Source organism: Pseudomonas sp. GW823-FHT03E05, assembly GCF_058796855.1.
The window spans coordinates 855,100-872,810 of record NZ_JBXAJB010000001.1 but is presented as its reverse complement, the minus strand read 5'-3'; the positions used below and the strand labels follow the sequence as shown (position 1 = coordinate 872,810).

Below are 17,711 nucleotides of genomic sequence, written 5' to 3'. Positions count from 1 at the left end.
ATGCCGTTGAGCCGTCGGCGCATCAGGGGCTGTGCCGACGTGGGGCGCCGCGCTGTTGGAAGTCCGCGGGCCTGTCAGAGATATCGGCCGAACTTGAGCTTTCATATGGCTGATTGTTAAAAATATTTCTGAATGTGACCGGTGTATCACTGCTGATACAACACAACGAGAAGTGAATCGATAAAGCGCTCCAGCATCGTCCTCAGCCACCGTTTTCGACCCTCGCTCCGGCCACCCGCCTCCCTATGAAAAGTGCAATTCATTCGCCGGAAAAGCCATTTAGTCCATTCCCGCGGCTGCCCATCATGGCCCCAGTCAATAAAAACAACGCTGAGACTGGATATGAAACCTGAAGACTTTCGTGCCGCAACCGACCGCCCGCTGACCGGTGCCGAATACCTGGCCAGCCTGCGCGACGACCGTGAAATCTACATTTATGGCGACCGGGTCAAGGACGTCACCACCCACCCGGCCTTCCGCAACTCCGCGGCCTCCATGGCCCGCCTGTACGACGCCCTGCACGACCCGGCCACCAAGGAGCAACTGTGCTGGGACACCGACACCGGCAACGGCGGCTACACCCACAAGTTCTTCCGTTCGGCGAAAAGCCCCGATGAACTGCGCCAGCAGCGCGACGCCATCGCCGACTGGTCGCGCCTGACCTATGGCTGGATGGGCCGCAGCCCCGACTACAAGGCCGCCTTCGGCAGCGCCCTGGGGGCCAACCCGGAGTTCTACGGGCGCTTCGCAGACAACGCCCGCACCTGGTACAAGCGCATCCAGGAAGCCTGCCTCTACCTCAACCACGCCATCGTCAACCCACCCATCGACCGCGACAAACCGGTGGATCAGGTCAAGGATGTGTTCATCTCGGTGGACGAGGAAGTCGAAGGCGGGATCATCGTCAGCGGCGCCAAGGTGGTGGCCACCAACTCGGCCCTGACCCACTACAACTTCGTCGGCCAGGGCTCGGCCCAGTTGCTGGGGGACAACACCGATTTCGCCCTGATGTTCATCGCGCCGATGAACACCCGGGGCATGAAGCTGATCTGCCGCCCTTCCTATGAACTGCAGGCCGGCATGACCGGCTCGCCCTTCGACTACCCGCTGTCCAGCCGCTTCGACGAGAACGACGCGATCCTGATCATGGACAAGGTGTTCATCCCCTGGGAAAACGTGCTGATCTACCGCGATTTCGAGCGCTGCCGCCAATGGTTCCCCCAGGGCGGGTTCGGCCGCCTGTTCCCGATGCAGGGCTGCACCCGGCTGGCGGTCAAGCTGGATTTCATCACTGGCCTGCTGGTCAAGGCCCTGCAATGCACCGGTTCCCTGGAGTTTCGCGGGGTCCAGGCGCAGGTTGGCGAAGTGGTGGCCTGGCGCAACCTGTTCTGGTCCCTGACCGACGCCATGCATGGCAACGCCAGTGAATGGATGAACGGCGTCTACCTGCCCAGTACCCAGGCGCTGCAGGCTTACCGGGTCCTGGCGCCCCAGGCCTACACCGACATCAAGAAGATCATCGAGCAGGTGGTGGCCAGCGGCCTGATCTACCTGCCCTCCGGCTCCCGCGACCTCAAGGACCCGGTGCTCAACCAGTACCTCGGTACCTACTGCCGGGGCTCCGGGGGCATGGGCCACGAGGAGCGGATCAAGATCCTCAAGCTACTGTGGGACGCCATCGGCACCGAATTCGGCGGCCGCCACGAGTTGTACGAGATCAACTACGCCGGCAGCCAGGACGAGATCCGCATGCAGTGCCTGCGCCACGCCCAGGCCAGCGGCTCGATGAAAGCCATGACCGACCTGGTGGACAAGTGCCTGGGGGACTACGACCTCGACGGCTGGACCGTGCCGCACCTGAGCAACCCGGATGACATCAACATGCTGGACCGCATCCGCCAATAGCCACGAAGCCAGCGTGTGTAGGAGCTGGCTTGTGTAGGAGCTGGCTTGCCAGCGAAGACGCCCGCCAGAGCACCACAAGCCTCCAGGCCCGCTTCGCCGGCAAGCCGGCTCCTACAGGCCAAGTCCGCCGTCAGCCCCGCGTTGGCAGCCAGACACCCGGCTGCCCTGCGTCCACGAGGAATTCGTCATGTCTGTACTCGATCCCAAGCAACTCGCCTTTCGCAACGCCATGGCGCACATGACCGCAGCGGTCAACGTCATCACCAGCAACGGCCCCGCCGGCCGCTGCGGCATCACCGCCACGGCGGTCTGCTCGGTCACCGACAGCCCGCCGACACTGATGGTCTGCGTCAACCGCAACAGCGCCCTGAACCCGGTGTTCAAGGGCAACGGGCGGTTGTGCGTCAACGTCCTCAGCGGCGAACACGAAGAAGTGGCCCGGCACTTTGCCGGCATGACCGGCGTGGCCATGGACCAGCGCTTCGGCCTGCACCCCTGGCGCGACGGCCTGCAGGCCCTGCCGGTGCTGGAGGGCGCCCTGGCCAGCCTGCAGGGGCGCATCACCGAGGTCCAGGAAATCGGCACACACTCGGTAATGCTGGTGGAACTGGATGAAATCGGCGTGCTGGAGCACGGCGACTCACTGGTGTACTTCAGCCGTTGCTTCCATCGCCTGGCCCACCCTTGCCGGGCGGCCTGAACCCTTCCCTCCTGGCCGTCATTTCCCGCGCCTGGATGCCCGCCGGCATCCGGGCCAAGGGCCACCTCCTGCATCTGTAGGATGGCGCGGCTCTTCCAAGCCATCGATACTCGAACCAGGCCCTGCCCACGTCCCCTGACGTACCGGTCCCAAACCCCTTCCGTGACGAAAACAATAACAACGTCGCACAGAGGTACAGACCCATGAACCACCCCGAGCGTGCCCCGGCCAGCCTGTTGCAGGCCTTCAGCGAACTGACCCTTGAACTGCAGCAACTGGCGCAGAACAGGGACATCGAAAACCTGCACCAGCATGCACTGGCGCGCATCAGCAGGCTCCTGCCCTTCGACAGCGCCTGGTGGGGCCGTGCCGCACTGGTGGATGGCCTGCCGGATGAACACAGCTGCTACCTGTACCGCTTGCCACCGAGCTACCTGCCGGACTGGCAATCGATCCGCCACATCGATGTCACGGTGAGCCGGGTCCACGAGGTGCCGGGCCGGGCGGTGATCGTCGACATGGCCGATCCGGACAACGGCCCCGGCCTCAACTGGCTGGGCCGCCAGTACAACATCGGCGAACTGCTGTGCGTGGTGCACATCGACCCCCACACCCACCTGAACAATCACCTGGCGCTGTACCGCGCCCCGGGAGCGCCGCGCTTCAACCAGGGCGACTGCCACCTGCTGAACAACCTGATGCTGCACCTGGTGGCCGCAGTGTCGGCCAACCAGATCCGCACCCTGGTGGCCATGCGCGAGAAGCTCACCGGCCCGCGCAACCTGGCCCTGGCCGTGTGCGACCAGCGCGGCGTGCTGCAATGCGCCGAACGCGGCTTCGTCGACCTGCTGCTGCATGAATGGCCGCAGTGGAGCGGCCCGCAACTGCCCATGGCGCTGGACCCCGGCGGCTTCGAAGGCAAGTCCCTGCAGGTGGAATCCTCGGCGGTAGGCGACCTCTGCCTCCTGGCGGCCCGCAGCCGCAACCTGCTGCCCCGGCTCAGCCCACGGGAAAATGCCGTCGCCCAGTGCTTCGGCGAAGGCAAGACCTACAAGGAAGTGGCCCGGGACCTGGGCATGTCGCCCAACACCGTGCGCCATCACATTCGGGCCATCTACAGCAAGCTCGGGGTCAAGGACAAGGCCCGCATCGCCCAGTTGCTGCATGCCCCTCCCGGCTGATTCCGCCCCCTGACCACCCTTGACCAGTGCCGTCGAATGTGACGGCCACGGGCAGCCTTTGCCCTTTTTCCAGCCCCTGCCGTGTGCCGGCGAGCCGTTCGCCGAACAACAACTCCAACAAGAGACGCACCGCCCATGACCACGCCCGTGCCCCGCATCACCCTGGCCCTGACGGCTACCCTGGCCAGCCTTTCACTGAACGCCGCCGACCTCAATGCCCGGGACTTCTTCGCCGCCCCAGCGGGCACCAGCCTGGGCGTGCTGTACCTGCCCGCCACCCGCGCCGGTGATTTCCACGGCCCGGCCGACAGCACGGGCAAGGCCGAGCTGCGAGTCAATGCCATGGCCTACCGCCAAGTGTTCTTCAGCGACCTGTGCGGCACCCTCTGTACCCCGCAGTTCATCGTGCCCTTCGCCGATATCGACGCGCGCCTGCCCGGCGCCGAACGCCACACCGGCGAAAGCGGCTTTGGCGACCCCCAGGTGGGCGGCACGCTGTTCTTCATCAACCAGCCGCAAACCCGCACCTACAGCGGCCTGCTGACCCTGATCACGCTGCCCGTGGGCGAGTACCACGGGCGCAACCCCGACGTCTCCCCCGGGGCCAACCGCTGGGGCGCGACCTTTGTCTACAACTACACCCAGGGCCTGGGGGAAAAGTGGGTGCTGGAGGCCAACCTGGAAGCCCAGCTCTATGGCACCAACGACGACTACTTCGGCAGCGACCTCAAGCAGGACCCGCTCTACCGCCTGCAGGCCTTCGCCTCTTACGACTTCACCCCCGCCACCTATGGTGCCCTGCGCCTGATCCACGCCGATGGCGGCGAACTGCGGATCAACGACCGGCGCATCGACGACACCCACAAACGCTACACCCAGGTCGGGTTCGAGCTCGGCCACTGGCTGGACAAGCAGAACCAGCTGATGTTCGGCCTGTCGCAGAACGTCGCCACCCAGAACGGCTTTGCCGGCACCGACGCCCTGCTGCGCCTGGTCCATGTGTTCTGACCCCCTTGCCTTAGGAGCCTGTCCATGAACACCCAGAACCCCGCCTTGAGCCAGAACCCGCCGATCACCCGCCAGCCCCTCGGGCTCCAGGCGGCCATCGTGCTGTTCGCCGCCATCACCCCCGCGGTGCTGCTGACGGCCCCGGCCATTGCCGCGCAACTGGCCAGCCAGTGGCAACTGAGCCCGACCCAGATCGGCGACCTGTTTTCCGCCGAGCTGGGGGCCATGAGCCTGGCCACCCTGCCCGCCATCTGGTGGCTGAAACACATCGACTGGCGCCGCGCGGCGCTGTGCAGCGCCCTGCTGTTCATCCTCGCCAACCTGCTGTCGATGCTCGCCAATGACTATTCGCTGCTGCTGATCGCACGCTCGTGCAGTGCCCTGGCCGGCGGCTCGCTGATGATCATCTGCCTGGCCAGCGCCGCCGCCAGCCCCAACCCCAGTCGCGCCTACGGCTTCTGGGTGATGGGCCAGCTGGTGCTGGGGGCCATCGGCCTGAGCCTGCTGCCCATGCTCTTCGAGCGCTTCGGCCTGGGTGCCTGTTACCTGATCATGGCGCTGCTGATGCTGCTGTGCCTGCCCCTGGCTCGCAGCTTTCCAGCGGGCGCGGCGAAGGCCGCCAGCCATGAAGCCAAGGCCCCGCCGGTTTCCAGGGCCAAGGCCACCCTGGGGATTCTCGGCATCCTGACCTTCTACATCAGCCTCAGCGGGGTCTGGACCTTCATCGGCGCCATCGGTGGCCAGTCCGGCCTTTCGGCACAGACCAGCGGCGACGTGCTGGCCATCGCCACCCTGATGGGCATTGCCGGCGCCCTGTGCGCCACCCTGTTCGGCGATCGCCTGCCCCGTAGCGCCCTGCTCCTGCTGGGCTACGGCCTGATGGCCGGCTCGGTGCTGCTGCTTCTGGGCCAGCCGCAACTGGCGCGTTTTGCCCTGGCGGCGCTGGTGTTCAAGTTCACCTGGACCTTCATCCTGCCGCTGATCCTCGCGCGCATGGCCGAAATGGACCGCAGCGGCCGCCTGATGAACGCCTCCAACCTGGTGATCAGTGCCGGCCTGGCCATAGGCCCGACCATCGCCGGGCGGCTGATCGAAGGCAGCGGCGGCTTCCGCGGGCTGCTCCTGGCGGGCGCCGCAATCACCCTGCTGTCCATGGCCCTGGTACTCAGTTGCCGGCCTGCACGCTAACGCTCTCGGTGCCTTGGTGCCCCTGGCACCGAGGGCCTGGGCCAGCCGCTGCCGCGTTGTAAATTCCACCCTGAAAAATGGATATCACCATGACCTGTAAAAGCGCGTTTTTCTTCGACGAACTCAGCCTGTGGCACAGCGGCGGCCCCCACGTCCTGACCCTGCCGGTGGGGGGCTGGGTACAGCCGCCAGCCGCCGCCGGGCACGCCGAATCACCGGAAACCAAACGCCGTTTGAAAAGCCTGATGGATGTCTCCGGCCTGACCCGACAGTTGCACCTGCGCAGCGCCGCAGCGGCCACCGAAGACGACCTGCTGCGGGTCCACAGTGCTGCCTACCTGCAGCGTTTCAAGGCCTTGAGCGACGCCGGAGGCGGTCACCTCGGCGACGAGGCGCCGGTGGGCCCGGGCAGCTATGAAATCGCCCAGCTGTCCGCCGGGCTGGCCATGGCCGCCGTGGACGCCGTGCTCAGCGGCGAAGCCGATAACGCCTATTCCCTGTCCCGTCCACCGGGACACCACTGCACCCGCGACCAGGCCATGGGCTTCTGTTTCCTGGCCAACATCGCCATCGCCATCGAGGCCGCCAAGGCCCGTCATGGACTGGGCAAGGTAGCGGTCATCGACTGGGACGTGCACCACGGCAACGGCACCCAGTCGATCTTCGAGGAGCGGGCCGACGTGCTGACCCTGTCCCTGCACCAGGACGGTTGCTTCCCCCCGGGCTATGGCGGTGAACAGGACCGCGGGCGCGGCGCCGGCCTGGGCTGCAACATCAATATCCCGCTGCTGCCGGGCAGTGGCCACGACGCCTACCTGTACGCCATGCAGCGCATCGTGATACCGGCCCTGGAGCGCTTCGAGCCGGAACTGATCATTGTCGCCTGTGGCTATGACGCCAACGCCGTGGACCCCCTGGCGCGGATGCTGCTGCACAGTGACTCGTTCCGCGAGATGACCCAGTGCCTGAAGGATGCTGCCGAGCGCCTGTGCCGAGGGCGCCTGGTGCTGGTGCATGAAGGCGGCTACTCCGAGGCCTACGTACCGTTTTGCGGGCTGGCCACCCTGGAGGCGCTGTCGGGAATCCGCACCGCCGTCGCCGACCCGATGCTGGAGTTCGTACGCCTGCAACAGCCCAAGGAGCCATTCGTGACCTTTCAACGCCAGTTGCTCGACCTTCAAGCCCAAGCCATGGAGGCTGCCGGGCGCTGACCCCCGCTCTGGTGCCGGAACGGGCAAGCCCCGCCACCCGAGCGGCGGCATCCACCAACGGCGTTCCCCGGAGCCCGGGCTCCAGCCAGCGGAACACCGCTCTGCCCAACCGGCCATCCTTCCCCCGCTCCCCTGGGCTACTTGCTGCACCAGTGTGGCCCGGGTGGATCAGTTGCCTTGCTCCAGGCCCCGGAGGTTGTCGCCACAGGCGTGACCGACGCTTTCGGCTGTCGGGCTTGCCAGGGTTGCGGCTACCCCAAGGGCGCGTGCCTCACTGGGGGTTTGCTGGAAGCGGCTCTTGAAGGCGCGGGCAAAATGCGCCTGGCTGGCAAAGCCGTGCCGGTAGGCGATCTCGCTGATATCCAGGCCCGCTCCCTGGCTGCTGCACAGCAGTTGACGGGCCTGTTGCAGGCGTTTTTCCAGGATGAAGCGGCTGGGTAGCGTTTCTTCCAGAGCGAACAGCCGGGCCAGGTGCCGGGTGGAAATGCCGGTCTGGGCCGCCACCCGCTCGCAGCTCAGGGTCGGGTCGGCCAGCTGTTCATGGATGCATTGCTTGGCCGCCAGCAGGTAGGAGGCGCTCAGGGCGTTGATTGGCCGTTCCCCCACATGCCCGGCAATGATGCTGGCCAGAAGCTCGAAGGCCTGCTCCTGATAAGCCTCGGCCTCGGCGCACAGGGGCTGCTGGAAAAAGCCCCGGGTACGTTCGCCCAGGGTGCGCAGCAACAGGCGCTGGACCCCGCTTTCGACGCTGATCCGCAAAGGCCGGTCGAAGCGTTTCAGGCAGCGCTCGGCGAACTGCTGCTGGGGAATGTCGAAGATGAACTGGCGCATGGCCCCGGAAAAGCCGAACAGATAGGGCTTATCGGTGCGGTAGACCACCAGCTCCCCCGGCTCCAGCACCTGGCAGGCGCCATCCTGGTAGAAGAACGAACCGCTGCCGGTGACCAGGGACACGAAGATCGACTCCTTGGGCACGCCGCGGATCATCGAGGTGTCGCGCTCCACCACGTGTTCGTTGCCGACGATGCGGGCCAGGCGCATGGCGCTCAATTGCAGGTTGTCCTGGCTGGCGGCGAAACCGCCCTCGGCGTAGGAGTTGCACTTGAGCCCCACCAGGGTGCTGGCGTTGTAGTCCTCCCAGAAGGCCAGGCGTTGGTCCAGGTCGACGGCCTGGGTGCTGGCATGCCGGGTTTCGAGCAAGGCGCATGGAGACATTGTTGTTCTTCTCATGGCGGCGGGATGTTCCCCGGACGGCAAGGCAGTGTCCGGACACCTGGGGCCGCAGGCACTGCGGGCTGCGGCCATTCATTAACATCTGAACTATATAGCCTGTCAACTTGAAACGCAGTGGGGCCCGGTCGCTTTGAGTGCGTCATCAGCTCTCTATCGGCCGTAGGAAAAAAGCCGTCCGAAACAGACAAACAACCAGTCCGATCCGTGCAAACCCTTGCCCCGCTCCCGACCTAAAGTCTGCGCCGTACCCCCATGGCCGCCCTGCCCGGCTGCCCAGGCTCCTCCCATAACAACAACCGAGGCCCACCATGCCCGAAGCCGCCCACCGTGAATTCTGGAAAGACCTGCAACCGATCGCCAACTGCTTCAAGCCCGACGCCAAGCCGGAGGTCTACCTGCCCGATGCCGCCAGCGACGACCTGCGCCTGTACGTGCCCTTCACCGAGACCGTGTCCTCACGGCCACTGTGGATCTCCCCCAGCGAAAACCGCTGGTGCGACATTCTCCTGGCCCGCAGCGCCGGGCTGGTGAACCGCCACTACCACCCCCACGAAGTCTTCGCCTACACCCTGTCCGGCAAATGGGGCTACCTGGAGCACGAGTGGACCGCCACCGCCGGGGACTTCGTCTACGAGACCCCGGGCGAAGGCCACACCCTGGTGGCCTATGAGCATGAGCAGCCGATGCGGGTGTTCTTCATCGTCAAGGGCCCGCTGATCTGGCTCGACGAACAGGGCGAGCCCGACGGCTACTTCGACGTGCACTCCTACATCGCCATGTGCCGCGCCCACTACGAAAAGATCGGCCTGGGCGCCGCCCATATCGACACCCTGTTCCGCTGACCGGCGCTGCCCACGCCTCCTTCGGAGAACCACCATGGCTTATAAAAACAACAAGGCCGGTTACGAGAACACCTTGCTGGGGGTGCTGTTCCTGACCTTCGGTTTCGTCTTTTTCGATCGTCTGGCGCTGTCCTTCCTGTTCCCCTTCATGGCTGACGAGTTGCAACTGAGCAACAGCCACCTGGGCATGCTGTCGTCGATCCTGGCCCTGGCCTGGGCGGTGTCCGGGGCCCTGGTGGGTGCCTGGTCGGACCGCCGGGGCGTGCGCAAGCCGTTGCTGATCGTCGCGGTGATCCTGTTTTCCCTGTGCTCGGCGCTGTCCGGGCTGGTCACCGGCTTTCTCAGCCTTTTGCTGTTCCGCGCCATCATGGGGCTGGCCGAGGGGCCGATCCTGCCGCTCTCCCAATCGCTGATGGTGGAAGCCTCCTCGCCCCATCGCCGGGGCCTGAACATGGGCCTGCTGCAAGGGTCGGCGGCGGGCCTGTTGGGCGCGGTGATCGGCCCGCCGGTGCTGATCGCCCTGGCCGAAGCCTACGGCTGGCGCCACGCCTTCATCATTTCGCTGATTCCCGGGCTACTGATCGCCCTGCTGATCTGGCGCTACGTGCAGCCCGACCCACCGCGACACGAACCGCGAGCGCACACCCCGTCCAGCCCGGGTGGCAGCCATCGCCTGGCCCTGCTCAAGAGCCGCAACATCGTGCTCTGCACCCTCATCAGCTGCGTGTTCCTGACCTGGTTCATCATCCTGATTTCCTTCACCCCGACCTTCCTGGTCAAGGTTCGTGACTACAGCCCGGCCAGCATGGGCACGGTGATGAGCTGCCTGGGAGGCGCCTGGGTGCTCTGGGGCTTCGGCGTGCCGGCAATCTCCGATCGCCTCGGCCGGCGCCCGACCCTGGTGCTGTTCTCGCTGATTGCCGCTTGCTGTCCCATCGCCCTGCTCTACGCCTCGTCGCCCTGGATGCTCGGGGTGCTGATGCTGCTGACCTACACCGGCCTGGGCTGCTTCACCCTGTTCATGGCCACCATCCCCGCGGAAACCGTGCCCCGCGAAGTCATGGCCACGGCCCTGGGCATGATCATGGGCATCGGCGAGCTGGTGGGCGGCTTCATCGCTCCGACCATTGCCGGCTTCGCCGCCGACCGCTTCGGCCTGTCGATCGTCATGTGGATGTCCTGCGGCGGCGCATTGCTGGCCGCCGTGCTGGCCCTGTTCCTCAAGGAAACCGCCCCCGCGGTACTGGCCCGCCAACAACGCCGGCACCCCGGCCCCAACCCTGCACCCAGCCCGAGCCTGGGAGGAAACCCATGATCAAAGCACTGCAATGGCATGCCGCCCGCGACCTGCGCCTGACTCAGCTGGAACCGCGCCAGCCCGGCCCCGGCGAGGTGCTGCTGCAAGTCGCCTACTGCGGCATCTGCGGCAGCGACCTGCATGAGTACGCCGACGGCCCTCACTCCATACCTCAGCAGGTAGTTCACCCACTGTCCGGTTGCCGGGCGCCGCTGACCCTGGGCCACGAGTTCTGCGGCCAGGTAGTAGCCCTGGGCCAGGGCGTGGATGCACGGCTATTGGGCCAGCGGGTGGCGGTGGAACCCGAATACCGCTGCGGCGAGTGCTCGTACTGCCAGATGGGCCAGTACAACCTCTGTGAATCCATGGGCTTTATCGGCCTGATGGGCGACGGCGGCTTTGCCGAACAGGCGGTGGTACCGGCCTACATGCTGCACCTGCTGCCGGACAGCGTCAGCTTTAAGCAGGCGGCCGTGCTGGAGCCGGCAGCGGTGGCCTACCACGCCTTGAACCAGAGCAGCCTGATGGCCGGCGACAGTTGCGCGGTGTTCGGCCTGGGGCCCATCGGCCTGCTGCTGGTGCTACTGGCACGGTTGCGGGGGGTGGAACGGATCTACGCCGTGGACCTGGACCCCGAGCGTCGGCGCCTGGCCCTGGAGTTCGGCGCCTCTGAGGCCCTGGACGGCGCCGACCCGCAACTGCAGGCACGCCTGCGGCAACTGAGCGCCGGTGGTATCGACAGCGCCTTTGAGGCCGCCGGTAGCCAGCAGACCCTGCGCCATGCCCTGCACTGCCTGCGCAAGAGCGGCGAAGCGGTGCTGGTGGGCTTGATGGGCGACGTGCAGTTCGATGCCTTCCACCTGGTGAACAACGAGTTGCGCCTGCTCGGCAGCGTCGGCTACCGCCACGTCTACCCCGAACTGATCCAGCTGCTGGCCAGCGGGCGCCTGGACCTGAGCCGGGCGGTCACCCGCTGCCTGGCCCTGGAACAGGCGGTGGAGCAAGGCTTCCAGGCGCTGTTGCAAGACAAGAGCCAGATCAAGGTGCTGGTCAACCCGACCCCGGCCCTGGCCGATGCCTGAACAAACGATGTGCAACCGACACTCAAGACAAAAACAACAAGAATCGAGTACCCGACATGAATGCAACCTATGCGCTGTGCCCGCTGCTGGCCGCCTTGCTGCTGCCCCTTGATTGCCTTGCCCAGACGCCGCCCACGCCGCGTACCGGCCCGCTGTCCGGCCTGGGGGACTACCTGGCCGACCGTGGCATCACGCCCCATGTGCAGTTCCTCAGCCTGGCCATGAAGAACCTGGACACGGGCCCCCGGCCCCACAGTTTCGGCAACAGCGGCGACCTGTTCGTCGGTGCCGATATCGATCTGGGGACCTTCGCCGGCCTCGACGGCGCAGCCCTGCACTTCGAGCAGACGCTGTTCATCCTCGACCACGAGACCGGCGTGCCCACCTCGCGCAACTGGCAGGGCGCCGCCGGCAGCTACTTCGGCGGCGCGCCGATCCACAACGACCTCACCAGCAACCAGTTGAGCCTGCTGACCTACCAGCAGACCTGGCTCGACGGCCGGGTCGACCTGAGCCTGGGGCGGACCAACGCCCGGCGCTACTTCTATATCTACAACTGCGAAAGCACGGTGACCTGCAACGACCCGATCATCGACTCTTCCACCGGCATCCTGCCGCCGCCCTACGGCAGTTGGGGCGGCTACCTGAAATACCAGCTGACGCCCCAGTGGTACGTGCATGGCGGCGCCTTCGAGTCCAACCCGGTGGACTACCTGAAGGAGCGCAAGGGCCTGGATTTCAGTACCGACGACGCCAGCGGCACCAGCCTGCTGCTGGGCATCGGCAGCCAGAACCGCGATGCCTACAGCTCCCACTACGAGCTCAACGGCTACTACAACACCTCCAAGCAGGTGGACCCGCTGACCGGAGCCATGGACTTCGGCACCGGCGGTGCCTTCTTCAAGTTCCAGCAGGCACTGTGGCGTGCCGACGCCGGTACCGGCAGTGCGCCCCAGGCCCTGCTGCTGTTCGGTTCGCTGTCGGCGGCGGCCGATGACAAGCAGCCCTTCAGCCAGTTCGCCGAGGCCGGGCTGACCTACCTCGCGCCCTTCGACCGGCCCCAGGACAAGCTCAACCTCAAGGCCAGCTACCTGCGCCTCAACGACCACCAGCTGCGCTTCCAGCAGCAGGCCCGCATCGCCAACGGCGGCGACCCGCGCCTGGGCGAACGCAATGTCTACGCACTGGAAGCCAACGCCCATATCGCCCTGACCCGGCAACTGGCCCTGGAGCCCAGCATCCAGTACCTGGTCAACCCGGACAACTTCTACAACCCCGAAGCCCGCGAGCTGAGCGGCAACGGCTTTGTCGTCGGCCTGCAAGTGACTCTCGACGTCGGCTCGCTGCTGGGGCTCTGAGATGGATTTCTGTGACTGCCAACGAGGTACCTCCGATGAGTGAAACAACCACGCAGACCTTCGACTACATCGTGGTGGGCGCCGGTTCCGCCGGTTGCGTGCTGGCCAACCGACTGTCCGCCGATCCCAAGGTCCAGGTGTGCCTGATCGAAGCCGGGCCCAGTGACCGCACCTTGCTGCCCGCCGCCTATGTGCGCACTCCGGCGGGGATCATCCGCCTGATCGCCAACCCGCGCTGGAACTGGATGCACCAGTTCAGCCCACAGGCCAGCAGTGGCGACGTGCCGATCCCCTGCCCCCGGGGCCGGGTCTGGGGCGGCTCCAGCGCGATCAACGGCATGATCTATATCCGCGGCCATCGCCTGGACTTCGACCGCTGGGCCGCCGCCGGCAACCAGGGCTGGAGCCATGACGAACTGCTGCCCTACTTCAAGCGCTCGGAGCATTTCGAACCCGGCACCTCGCCGTGGCACGGCCAGCACGGCGAGCTCAACGTCGCCGAGCAGCGCAGCCCGAGCCCGGTCAATCAGGTGTTCTACCAGGCCGCCACCGAGCTGGGCTGGAGCTACAACCCGGACTTCAATGGCCCGGAGCAGGAAGGCTTCGGGCCCTTCCATGTCACCCAGATCAACGGCGAGCGCTGCAGCGCGGCACGGGCCTTCCTGCACCCGATCCTGCACCGGCAGAACCTGACGGTACTGAGCAGCACCCTGACCCACCGGGTGTTGCTGCAAGGCACTCGTGCCAGCGGTGTGGAAATCAGCCAGGACGGCCGGGTCTGGCAACTGCAGGCACGCCGGGAAGTGATCCTGTGCGCCGGGGCGATCAACTCACCGCAACTGCTGTTGCTCTCCGGCATCGGCCCGGCCGAGGAGCTTGCGCGCCACGGGATCGTTTCCCGCCACCCGCTGCCAGGGGTCGGGCTCAACCTGCAGGATCACCAGGACATCGTGCTGATGTACCGCAGCGACCCCGAGCTGGGCTACGGCATTTCCGCCAAGGGCCTGCTGCCCCTGGCCCGCTCACCCTGGCAGTACCTGACCCGGCGCCAGGGCCCGCTGACCTCCAATACCGTCGAGTCCGGAGCCTTCCTGCGCGTTGCGCCCGAGGACCCGGTGCCGGAACTGGGGCTGATCGTCGCCCCTGCCCTGAAGAACCAGCCCCAGCGCCTGATCCCCGTGGGCCACGGCATCAGCCTGCATGTGGCGGTGATGCACCCGCAGAGCCGAGGCCGGGTGCGCCTGAATTCCGCCGCCCCCCACGACAAGCCGCTGATCGACGCCAACTTCCTCAGCCACCCCGAAGACCTGCGCAAGCTGGTGGCCGGCTTGCGCCTGGTGCGCCAGCTGGCAGCGACCCGGGCCTTCTCCCAACGCCTCAAGGGTGAGCTGGTACCCGGGCCGCAGGTGCAGAGCCAGGAGCAGATCGAGCAATGGATCCGCCAGCACCTGGGCACGGTGTTTCACCCTGTGGGCAGCTGCAAGATGGGCCACGACGAACTGGCGGTGGTGGACGACCAGTTGCGGGTCCACGGCCTCCAGGGGCTGCGGGTGGCGGACGCCTCGATCATGCCGAGCCTGATCACCGGCAACACCAATGCGGCGGCAATCATGATCGGCGAAAAGGCCGCGGACCTGGTGCTGGGCACGGCACCGGCGCAACCGAGCAACGTGCTTCAAGGCGAAGCTTGCACCTGATGCCGGGGCTCAGGGGCGCTTGGGTGCCTCGGCGCTCCAGAGCACCGGCCAGTCTTCGTAGCCCAGGCCGCTGCAGGTGGGCATGCGCCGATAATCGGTGAGCTGGAAGGCCTGGCCATCGAAGTGCCAACTGGCCATTTCACCGCAGTCGCCTATCCCGCGGCCCATGAGGAAACTGCTGAGCTCGCCGGTCTCGGGGTAATAGTTGAGGCCCCCGGCATGGTCGACGCTGCCGGCCGGCAACGCCTGCATCTGCAGGGGCTGCAGCGCATAGGGCGCCGTGCGCGAGCGGCTGCTGATATCGAACAGGCAGATGTAGGCACCGCAATCGGAGAACTCGAAGACCAGCGCCTGCTGCGCGGTCAGCGGATAGACCTCGATCCTCGGTGGCATGACGTAGTCGTCGGCATCTTCGGTCTTTGCCGGCGGCAAGGTTTTGCGCACCGCCGCCAGCAGCCCGGTGCGCTCTCGGGCGCCGAGGGGCTTCACCCCGGGATAGGAGCGCAATGCCGCGGCCGGCTGCAACCCGGGCACCGCGCTGGCGGGCTGTTCGCCGGGCGCCGCCAGGGCGCTGACCGTGCCCTGGCGTTGCTGCACCTGGTCCACCCGTTGCAGCAAATCCGGCAGCCCCTTGAGCAGCACCTGGGCCGGCTCCTCTCCCGGCAGTTCCAGCACCTGCCCGGCCCGCAGCCGCGCCAGCCTTTGCCGGGCCAGGGGCTGGTCATCAACCCGGTAGTACTGTTGTTCACGAGTGCTGTCGGGGGCTTCCACTTCCTGGACCAGCGCCGCCAGCAAGCCGGGCTCCAGCGGCTGGCCATCCAGGCGCAATGCACCGAGTTCCAATGGCGCGCCCTGGTGCTCCAGTTGCAGTTGCAACAGGCCTTCGGGGCCGGCCTGGCTGCGGATTTTCAGGGTCAGGTGGTTGACCCGCTCGGCAAAATCGATGTTCGGCGCGTAGAGCAGTTGGCAGTCGCGGCGGTTGTCGCACGCGCCGATCCAGCCCTCCTGTTGCAACCACAGCGGCGTCAGCTCCGGCAGCTCCCGGGCCAGGCACGGCAAGGCGCCAAGCACCAGCAGGGGCAACACAACGGTACGCAGCATGACGACGCTCCTTGTCGGGCAAAGGCGCGGATTCTGCCACGCCCGCCAGGCGGCGAATACCGCCAGGGTCAGTTGCCTGGGCGCGGCTCCATGGCATCAGCTCTGCCCCAGGGATCAGGCACCCGGCGCATTTGCGCCAGGGGCAGGCGCCTGCCCCTGGCGCAAGCGGTATTCCCCCGGCGCGGTCTTGGCGTAACGCTGGAAAAACCGGCTGAAATAGGCCGGGTCCTTGAAGCCCAGCTGGTAGCAGATTTCGTTGATCGAGCTGCCGGTGAACAGCAGCAGGCGCTTGGACTCCTGCATCACCCGTTCATGCACCAGGCGCTTGGACGGCAGGTCGGCGATGCGCCGGCAGACATCATTGAGGCGCGCCTCGGTCACTCCCAGGCTGCTGGCGTAGCGGCCCAGGGGCCAGTGCTCCAGGTAGCGGGCCTCGATCAGCTCGTTGAAGCGGTGGAAGATCTGCAGGTCTTCATGGCGTGCCGGGCGCGCCGTCAGGGAGTTGGCCGACAACCGCAGCAGGCTGATCATCAGCAGCCGGGTCAGGGCTTCCAGCGCCGGCTCGCGCCCCGGGCCCTGCCCGGCAATCTCCCGCTGCAATTCATGGAACAGGCCCTCCAGGCGTCGTACTTCGCCGGCGAACTGCGGCCCCAGGCGCGCCAGGGCCACGCACACCGGCGGCACCTGGGGCGCCGGGGCCAGTGCCGGGTCGGCGCCGATCAACTCCCACACCAGTTGCTGGCGCACGGTCAGCACATGGCCTTCGCTGTCGGCCTCGGTGACGAAGGCGTGGGGAATGGTCGGCGGGGTCAGGAAGAACATCGGCCCCGACTCCAGATACTGCTGATCGTCGAGGTAGACCCGCACCGCGCCGCTCTGCACGTAATGCACCTGGAAGAAACGGTCGTGACGATGCACCGGCATGTTGCGACCGAAGAAGCCGGCCAGGTTGCTGAGCTTGTCGTAGTGCACCTGGGCATCGGCGTAACGCTGGTCGTAGACCTGGCCGATGTTGATGTTGGGAATCGGTTGGCGTGGGTTCATGGCGCCCTTCTGTTTTTTATTTTGATCCACGCGGACCCTGCGCATCCTGCGTGATTCGCGGCTTGCCCGCCACTGCGGGATGGAAGCGAGCAGTCCATCGCTTGACGATCGTTAACATATTAAATATAACGTTAACACATTAACGAAATCGACCCGCCAGCGGCAAGCCGCTACGGGTACGGACACCAGGAGAGCCCGATGAGCCGTGCACTGAACGATCACGCCGGCGGCACCCTGTTCGGCGTTGCGCTGAACTACCAGGGGCTGCTGCAGAGCCATCTGCAGAGCTTCACCCAGCCGCCCTACCAGAAGCCGCCGGTGAAGCCGGTGCTGTTCATCAAGACCCCCAACACCCGCAACAGCCATGAGGCGCCGGTGGTGTTTCCCCAAGGTGTGGAGCGCCTGCAGCCCGGCCCGGCCCTGGGCGTGGTGATCGGCAAGCGCGCCAGCCGGGTGCGCCTGGAAGACGCCCTGGAACACGTGGCCGGCTACACCATCGTCAACGAATTCAGCCTGCCGGAAGACAGCTACTACCGCCCCGCGGTCAAGGCCAAGTGCCGGGACGGCTTCTGCGCCCTGGGCCCGGAACTGGTACCGGCCGCCGAGGTGGCCGACCCCCATGCCCTGAGCCTGGAGCTGTGGGTCAACGGCGAGCGGGTGCAGCACAACAGCACCGCCAACCTGGTGCGCAGCATTCCCCAGCTGATTGCCGAGATCAGCGAGTTCATGACCCTGCACCCCGGTGACGTGCTGATCACCGGCACTCCGGAAGGCCGGGTCGATGTACGTCCCGGCGATCGGGTCGAAGTGCAGATCAGCGGCCTGGGCCGCCTCGCCAACACCATCGTGGCCGAATAAGGAACC

Annotated in this window: 15 protein-coding genes; 12 read left to right on the top strand and 3 right to left on the bottom strand. The window is 66.3% G+C overall.

The window, feature by feature from the left end; all coding sequences use genetic code 11:
- Positions 1 to 342 precede the first annotated feature (342 nt).
- The 6 genes from hpaB to AC1RCO_RS03940 all read left to right on the top strand — a co-directional run bounded on the left by hpaB (position 343) and on the right by AC1RCO_RS03940 (position 7,193).
- A complete protein-coding gene (gene hpaB / locus AC1RCO_RS03965; protein ID WP_015635861.1) occupies positions 343 to 1,905 on the top strand; it encodes a 4-hydroxyphenylacetate 3-monooxygenase, oxygenase component in 1,563 nt (520 codons plus the stop codon).
- Positions 1,906 to 2,092: 187 nt separating this feature from the next.
- Positions 2,093 to 2,605 (top strand): 4-hydroxyphenylacetate 3-monooxygenase, reductase component, encoded by a 513-nt coding sequence (gene hpaC, locus AC1RCO_RS03960; RefSeq protein WP_011061639.1) that lies wholly within the window; start codon positions 2,093 to 2,095, stop codon positions 2,603 to 2,605.
- A gap of 203 nt (positions 2,606 to 2,808) precedes the next feature.
- Entirely contained in the window at positions 2,809 to 3,786 is a 978-nt protein-coding gene (locus AC1RCO_RS03955) for a helix-turn-helix transcriptional regulator (protein WP_011061640.1), read from the top strand.
- Between the two features lie 135 nt (positions 3,787 to 3,921).
- Entirely contained in the window at positions 3,922 to 4,794 is an 873-nt protein-coding gene (locus AC1RCO_RS03950) for a transporter (RefSeq protein ID WP_015635863.1), read from the top strand.
- Positions 4,795 to 4,818: 24 nt separating this feature from the next.
- Positions 4,819 to 5,982, top strand: coding sequence for an MFS transporter (locus tag AC1RCO_RS03945; RefSeq protein WP_072450166.1), 1,164 nt, complete (start codon positions 4,819 to 4,821; stop codon positions 5,980 to 5,982).
- Between the two features lie 89 nt (positions 5,983 to 6,071).
- A complete protein-coding gene (locus AC1RCO_RS03940) occupies positions 6,072 to 7,193 on the top strand; it encodes a class II histone deacetylase (protein ID WP_026020252.1) in 1,122 nt (373 codons plus the stop codon).
- A gap of 168 nt (positions 7,194 to 7,361) precedes the next feature.
- On the opposite strand, the gene AC1RCO_RS03935 is transcribed toward AC1RCO_RS03940, so the two are convergent.
- A complete protein-coding gene (locus AC1RCO_RS03935; protein WP_065364198.1) occupies positions 7,362 to 8,408 on the bottom strand; it encodes a helix-turn-helix domain-containing protein in 1,047 nt (348 codons plus the stop codon).
- A 326-nt stretch (positions 8,409 to 8,734) separates the two neighbouring features.
- Between AC1RCO_RS03935 and AC1RCO_RS03930 the strand changes: the two genes are divergently transcribed.
- The 5 genes from AC1RCO_RS03930 to AC1RCO_RS03910 are packed head-to-tail and all read left to right on the top strand — an operon-like array spanning position 8,735 to position 14,702.
- Positions 8,735 to 9,268, top strand: a complete 534-nt coding sequence (locus AC1RCO_RS03930; RefSeq protein WP_019095476.1) for a 2,4'-dihydroxyacetophenone dioxygenase family protein — start codon at positions 8,735 to 8,737, stop codon at positions 9,266 to 9,268.
- 34 nt (positions 9,269 to 9,302) lie between these two features.
- Positions 9,303 to 10,583, top strand: a complete 1,281-nt coding sequence (locus AC1RCO_RS03925; RefSeq protein ID WP_015635866.1) for an MFS transporter — start codon at positions 9,303 to 9,305, stop codon at positions 10,581 to 10,583.
- The gene (locus AC1RCO_RS03920) at positions 10,583 to 11,647 is read left to right on the top strand and encodes a 2,3-butanediol dehydrogenase (RefSeq protein ID WP_492617604.1); all 1,065 of its coding nucleotides are present in this window, start codon (positions 10,583 to 10,585) and stop codon (positions 11,645 to 11,647) included. Before AC1RCO_RS03925 ends, AC1RCO_RS03920 begins: the two co-directional genes overlap by 1 nt.
- A 56-nt stretch (positions 11,648 to 11,703) precedes the next feature.
- Positions 11,704 to 13,005 carry a carbohydrate porin gene (locus AC1RCO_RS03915; protein ID WP_370059219.1) on the top strand — a complete coding sequence of 434 codons (1,302 nt, stop codon included), beginning with the start codon at positions 11,704 to 11,706 and terminating at the stop codon, positions 13,003 to 13,005.
- Between the two features lie 35 nt (positions 13,006 to 13,040).
- A complete protein-coding gene (locus AC1RCO_RS03910) occupies positions 13,041 to 14,702 on the top strand; it encodes a GMC family oxidoreductase (protein WP_492617414.1) in 1,662 nt (553 codons plus the stop codon).
- A gap of 9 nt (positions 14,703 to 14,711) precedes the next feature.
- Here the strand turns inward: AC1RCO_RS03910 and AC1RCO_RS03905 are convergent, their stop codons facing one another.
- Positions 14,712 to 15,803: a DUF1176 domain-containing protein gene (locus AC1RCO_RS03905; RefSeq protein ID WP_492617413.1), complete on the bottom strand. Its 1,092-nt coding sequence runs from the start codon at positions 15,801 to 15,803 to the stop codon at positions 14,712 to 14,714.
- 114 nt (positions 15,804 to 15,917) lie between these two features.
- Positions 15,918 to 16,847, bottom strand: a complete 930-nt coding sequence (gene hpaA, locus AC1RCO_RS03900) for a 4-hydroxyphenylacetate catabolism regulatory protein HpaA (RefSeq protein ID WP_011061651.1) — start codon at positions 16,845 to 16,847, stop codon at positions 15,918 to 15,920.
- Positions 16,848 to 17,045: 198 nt separating this feature from the next.
- Here hpaA and AC1RCO_RS03895 point away from each other — a divergent pair, with 198 nt between their 5' ends.
- Positions 17,046 to 17,705 carry a fumarylacetoacetate hydrolase family protein gene (locus tag AC1RCO_RS03895; RefSeq protein ID WP_053158921.1) on the top strand — a complete coding sequence of 220 codons (660 nt, stop codon included), beginning with the start codon at positions 17,046 to 17,048 and terminating at the stop codon, positions 17,703 to 17,705.
- Positions 17,706 to 17,711 lie beyond the last annotated feature (6 nt).

Coding starts and splice junctions, on each gene's coding strand:
- AC1RCO_RS03950 (WP_015635863.1), top strand. CDS start 3,922: ATGACCACGCCCGTGCCCCGCATCACCCTGGCCCTGACGGCTACCCTG.
- hpaB (WP_015635861.1), top strand. CDS start 343: ATGAAACCTGAAGACTTTCGTGCCGCAACCGACCGCCCGCTGACCGGT.
- AC1RCO_RS03915 (WP_370059219.1), top strand. CDS start 11,704: ATGAATGCAACCTATGCGCTGTGCCCGCTGCTGGCCGCCTTGCTGCTG.
- AC1RCO_RS03930 (WP_019095476.1), top strand. CDS start 8,735: ATGCCCGAAGCCGCCCACCGTGAATTCTGGAAAGACCTGCAACCGATC.
- AC1RCO_RS03940 (WP_026020252.1), top strand. CDS start 6,072: ATGACCTGTAAAAGCGCGTTTTTCTTCGACGAACTCAGCCTGTGGCAC.
- hpaA (WP_011061651.1), bottom strand. CDS start 16,847: ATGAACCCACGCCAACCGATTCCCAACATCAACATCGGCCAGGTCTAC.
- AC1RCO_RS03935 (WP_065364198.1), bottom strand. CDS start 8,408: ATGTCTCCATGCGCCTTGCTCGAAACCCGGCATGCCAGCACCCAGGCC.
- AC1RCO_RS03925 (WP_015635866.1), top strand. CDS start 9,303: ATGGCTTATAAAAACAACAAGGCCGGTTACGAGAACACCTTGCTGGGG.
- AC1RCO_RS03910 (WP_492617414.1), top strand. CDS start 13,041: ATGAGTGAAACAACCACGCAGACCTTCGACTACATCGTGGTGGGCGCC.
- AC1RCO_RS03945 (WP_072450166.1), top strand. CDS start 4,819: ATGAACACCCAGAACCCCGCCTTGAGCCAGAACCCGCCGATCACCCGC.
- AC1RCO_RS03905 (WP_492617413.1), bottom strand. CDS start 15,803: ATGCTGCGTACCGTTGTGTTGCCCCTGCTGGTGCTTGGCGCCTTGCCG.
- AC1RCO_RS03955 (WP_011061640.1), top strand. CDS start 2,809: ATGAACCACCCCGAGCGTGCCCCGGCCAGCCTGTTGCAGGCCTTCAGC.
- hpaC (WP_011061639.1), top strand. CDS start 2,093: ATGTCTGTACTCGATCCCAAGCAACTCGCCTTTCGCAACGCCATGGCG.
- AC1RCO_RS03895 (WP_053158921.1), top strand. CDS start 17,046: ATGAGCCGTGCACTGAACGATCACGCCGGCGGCACCCTGTTCGGCGTT.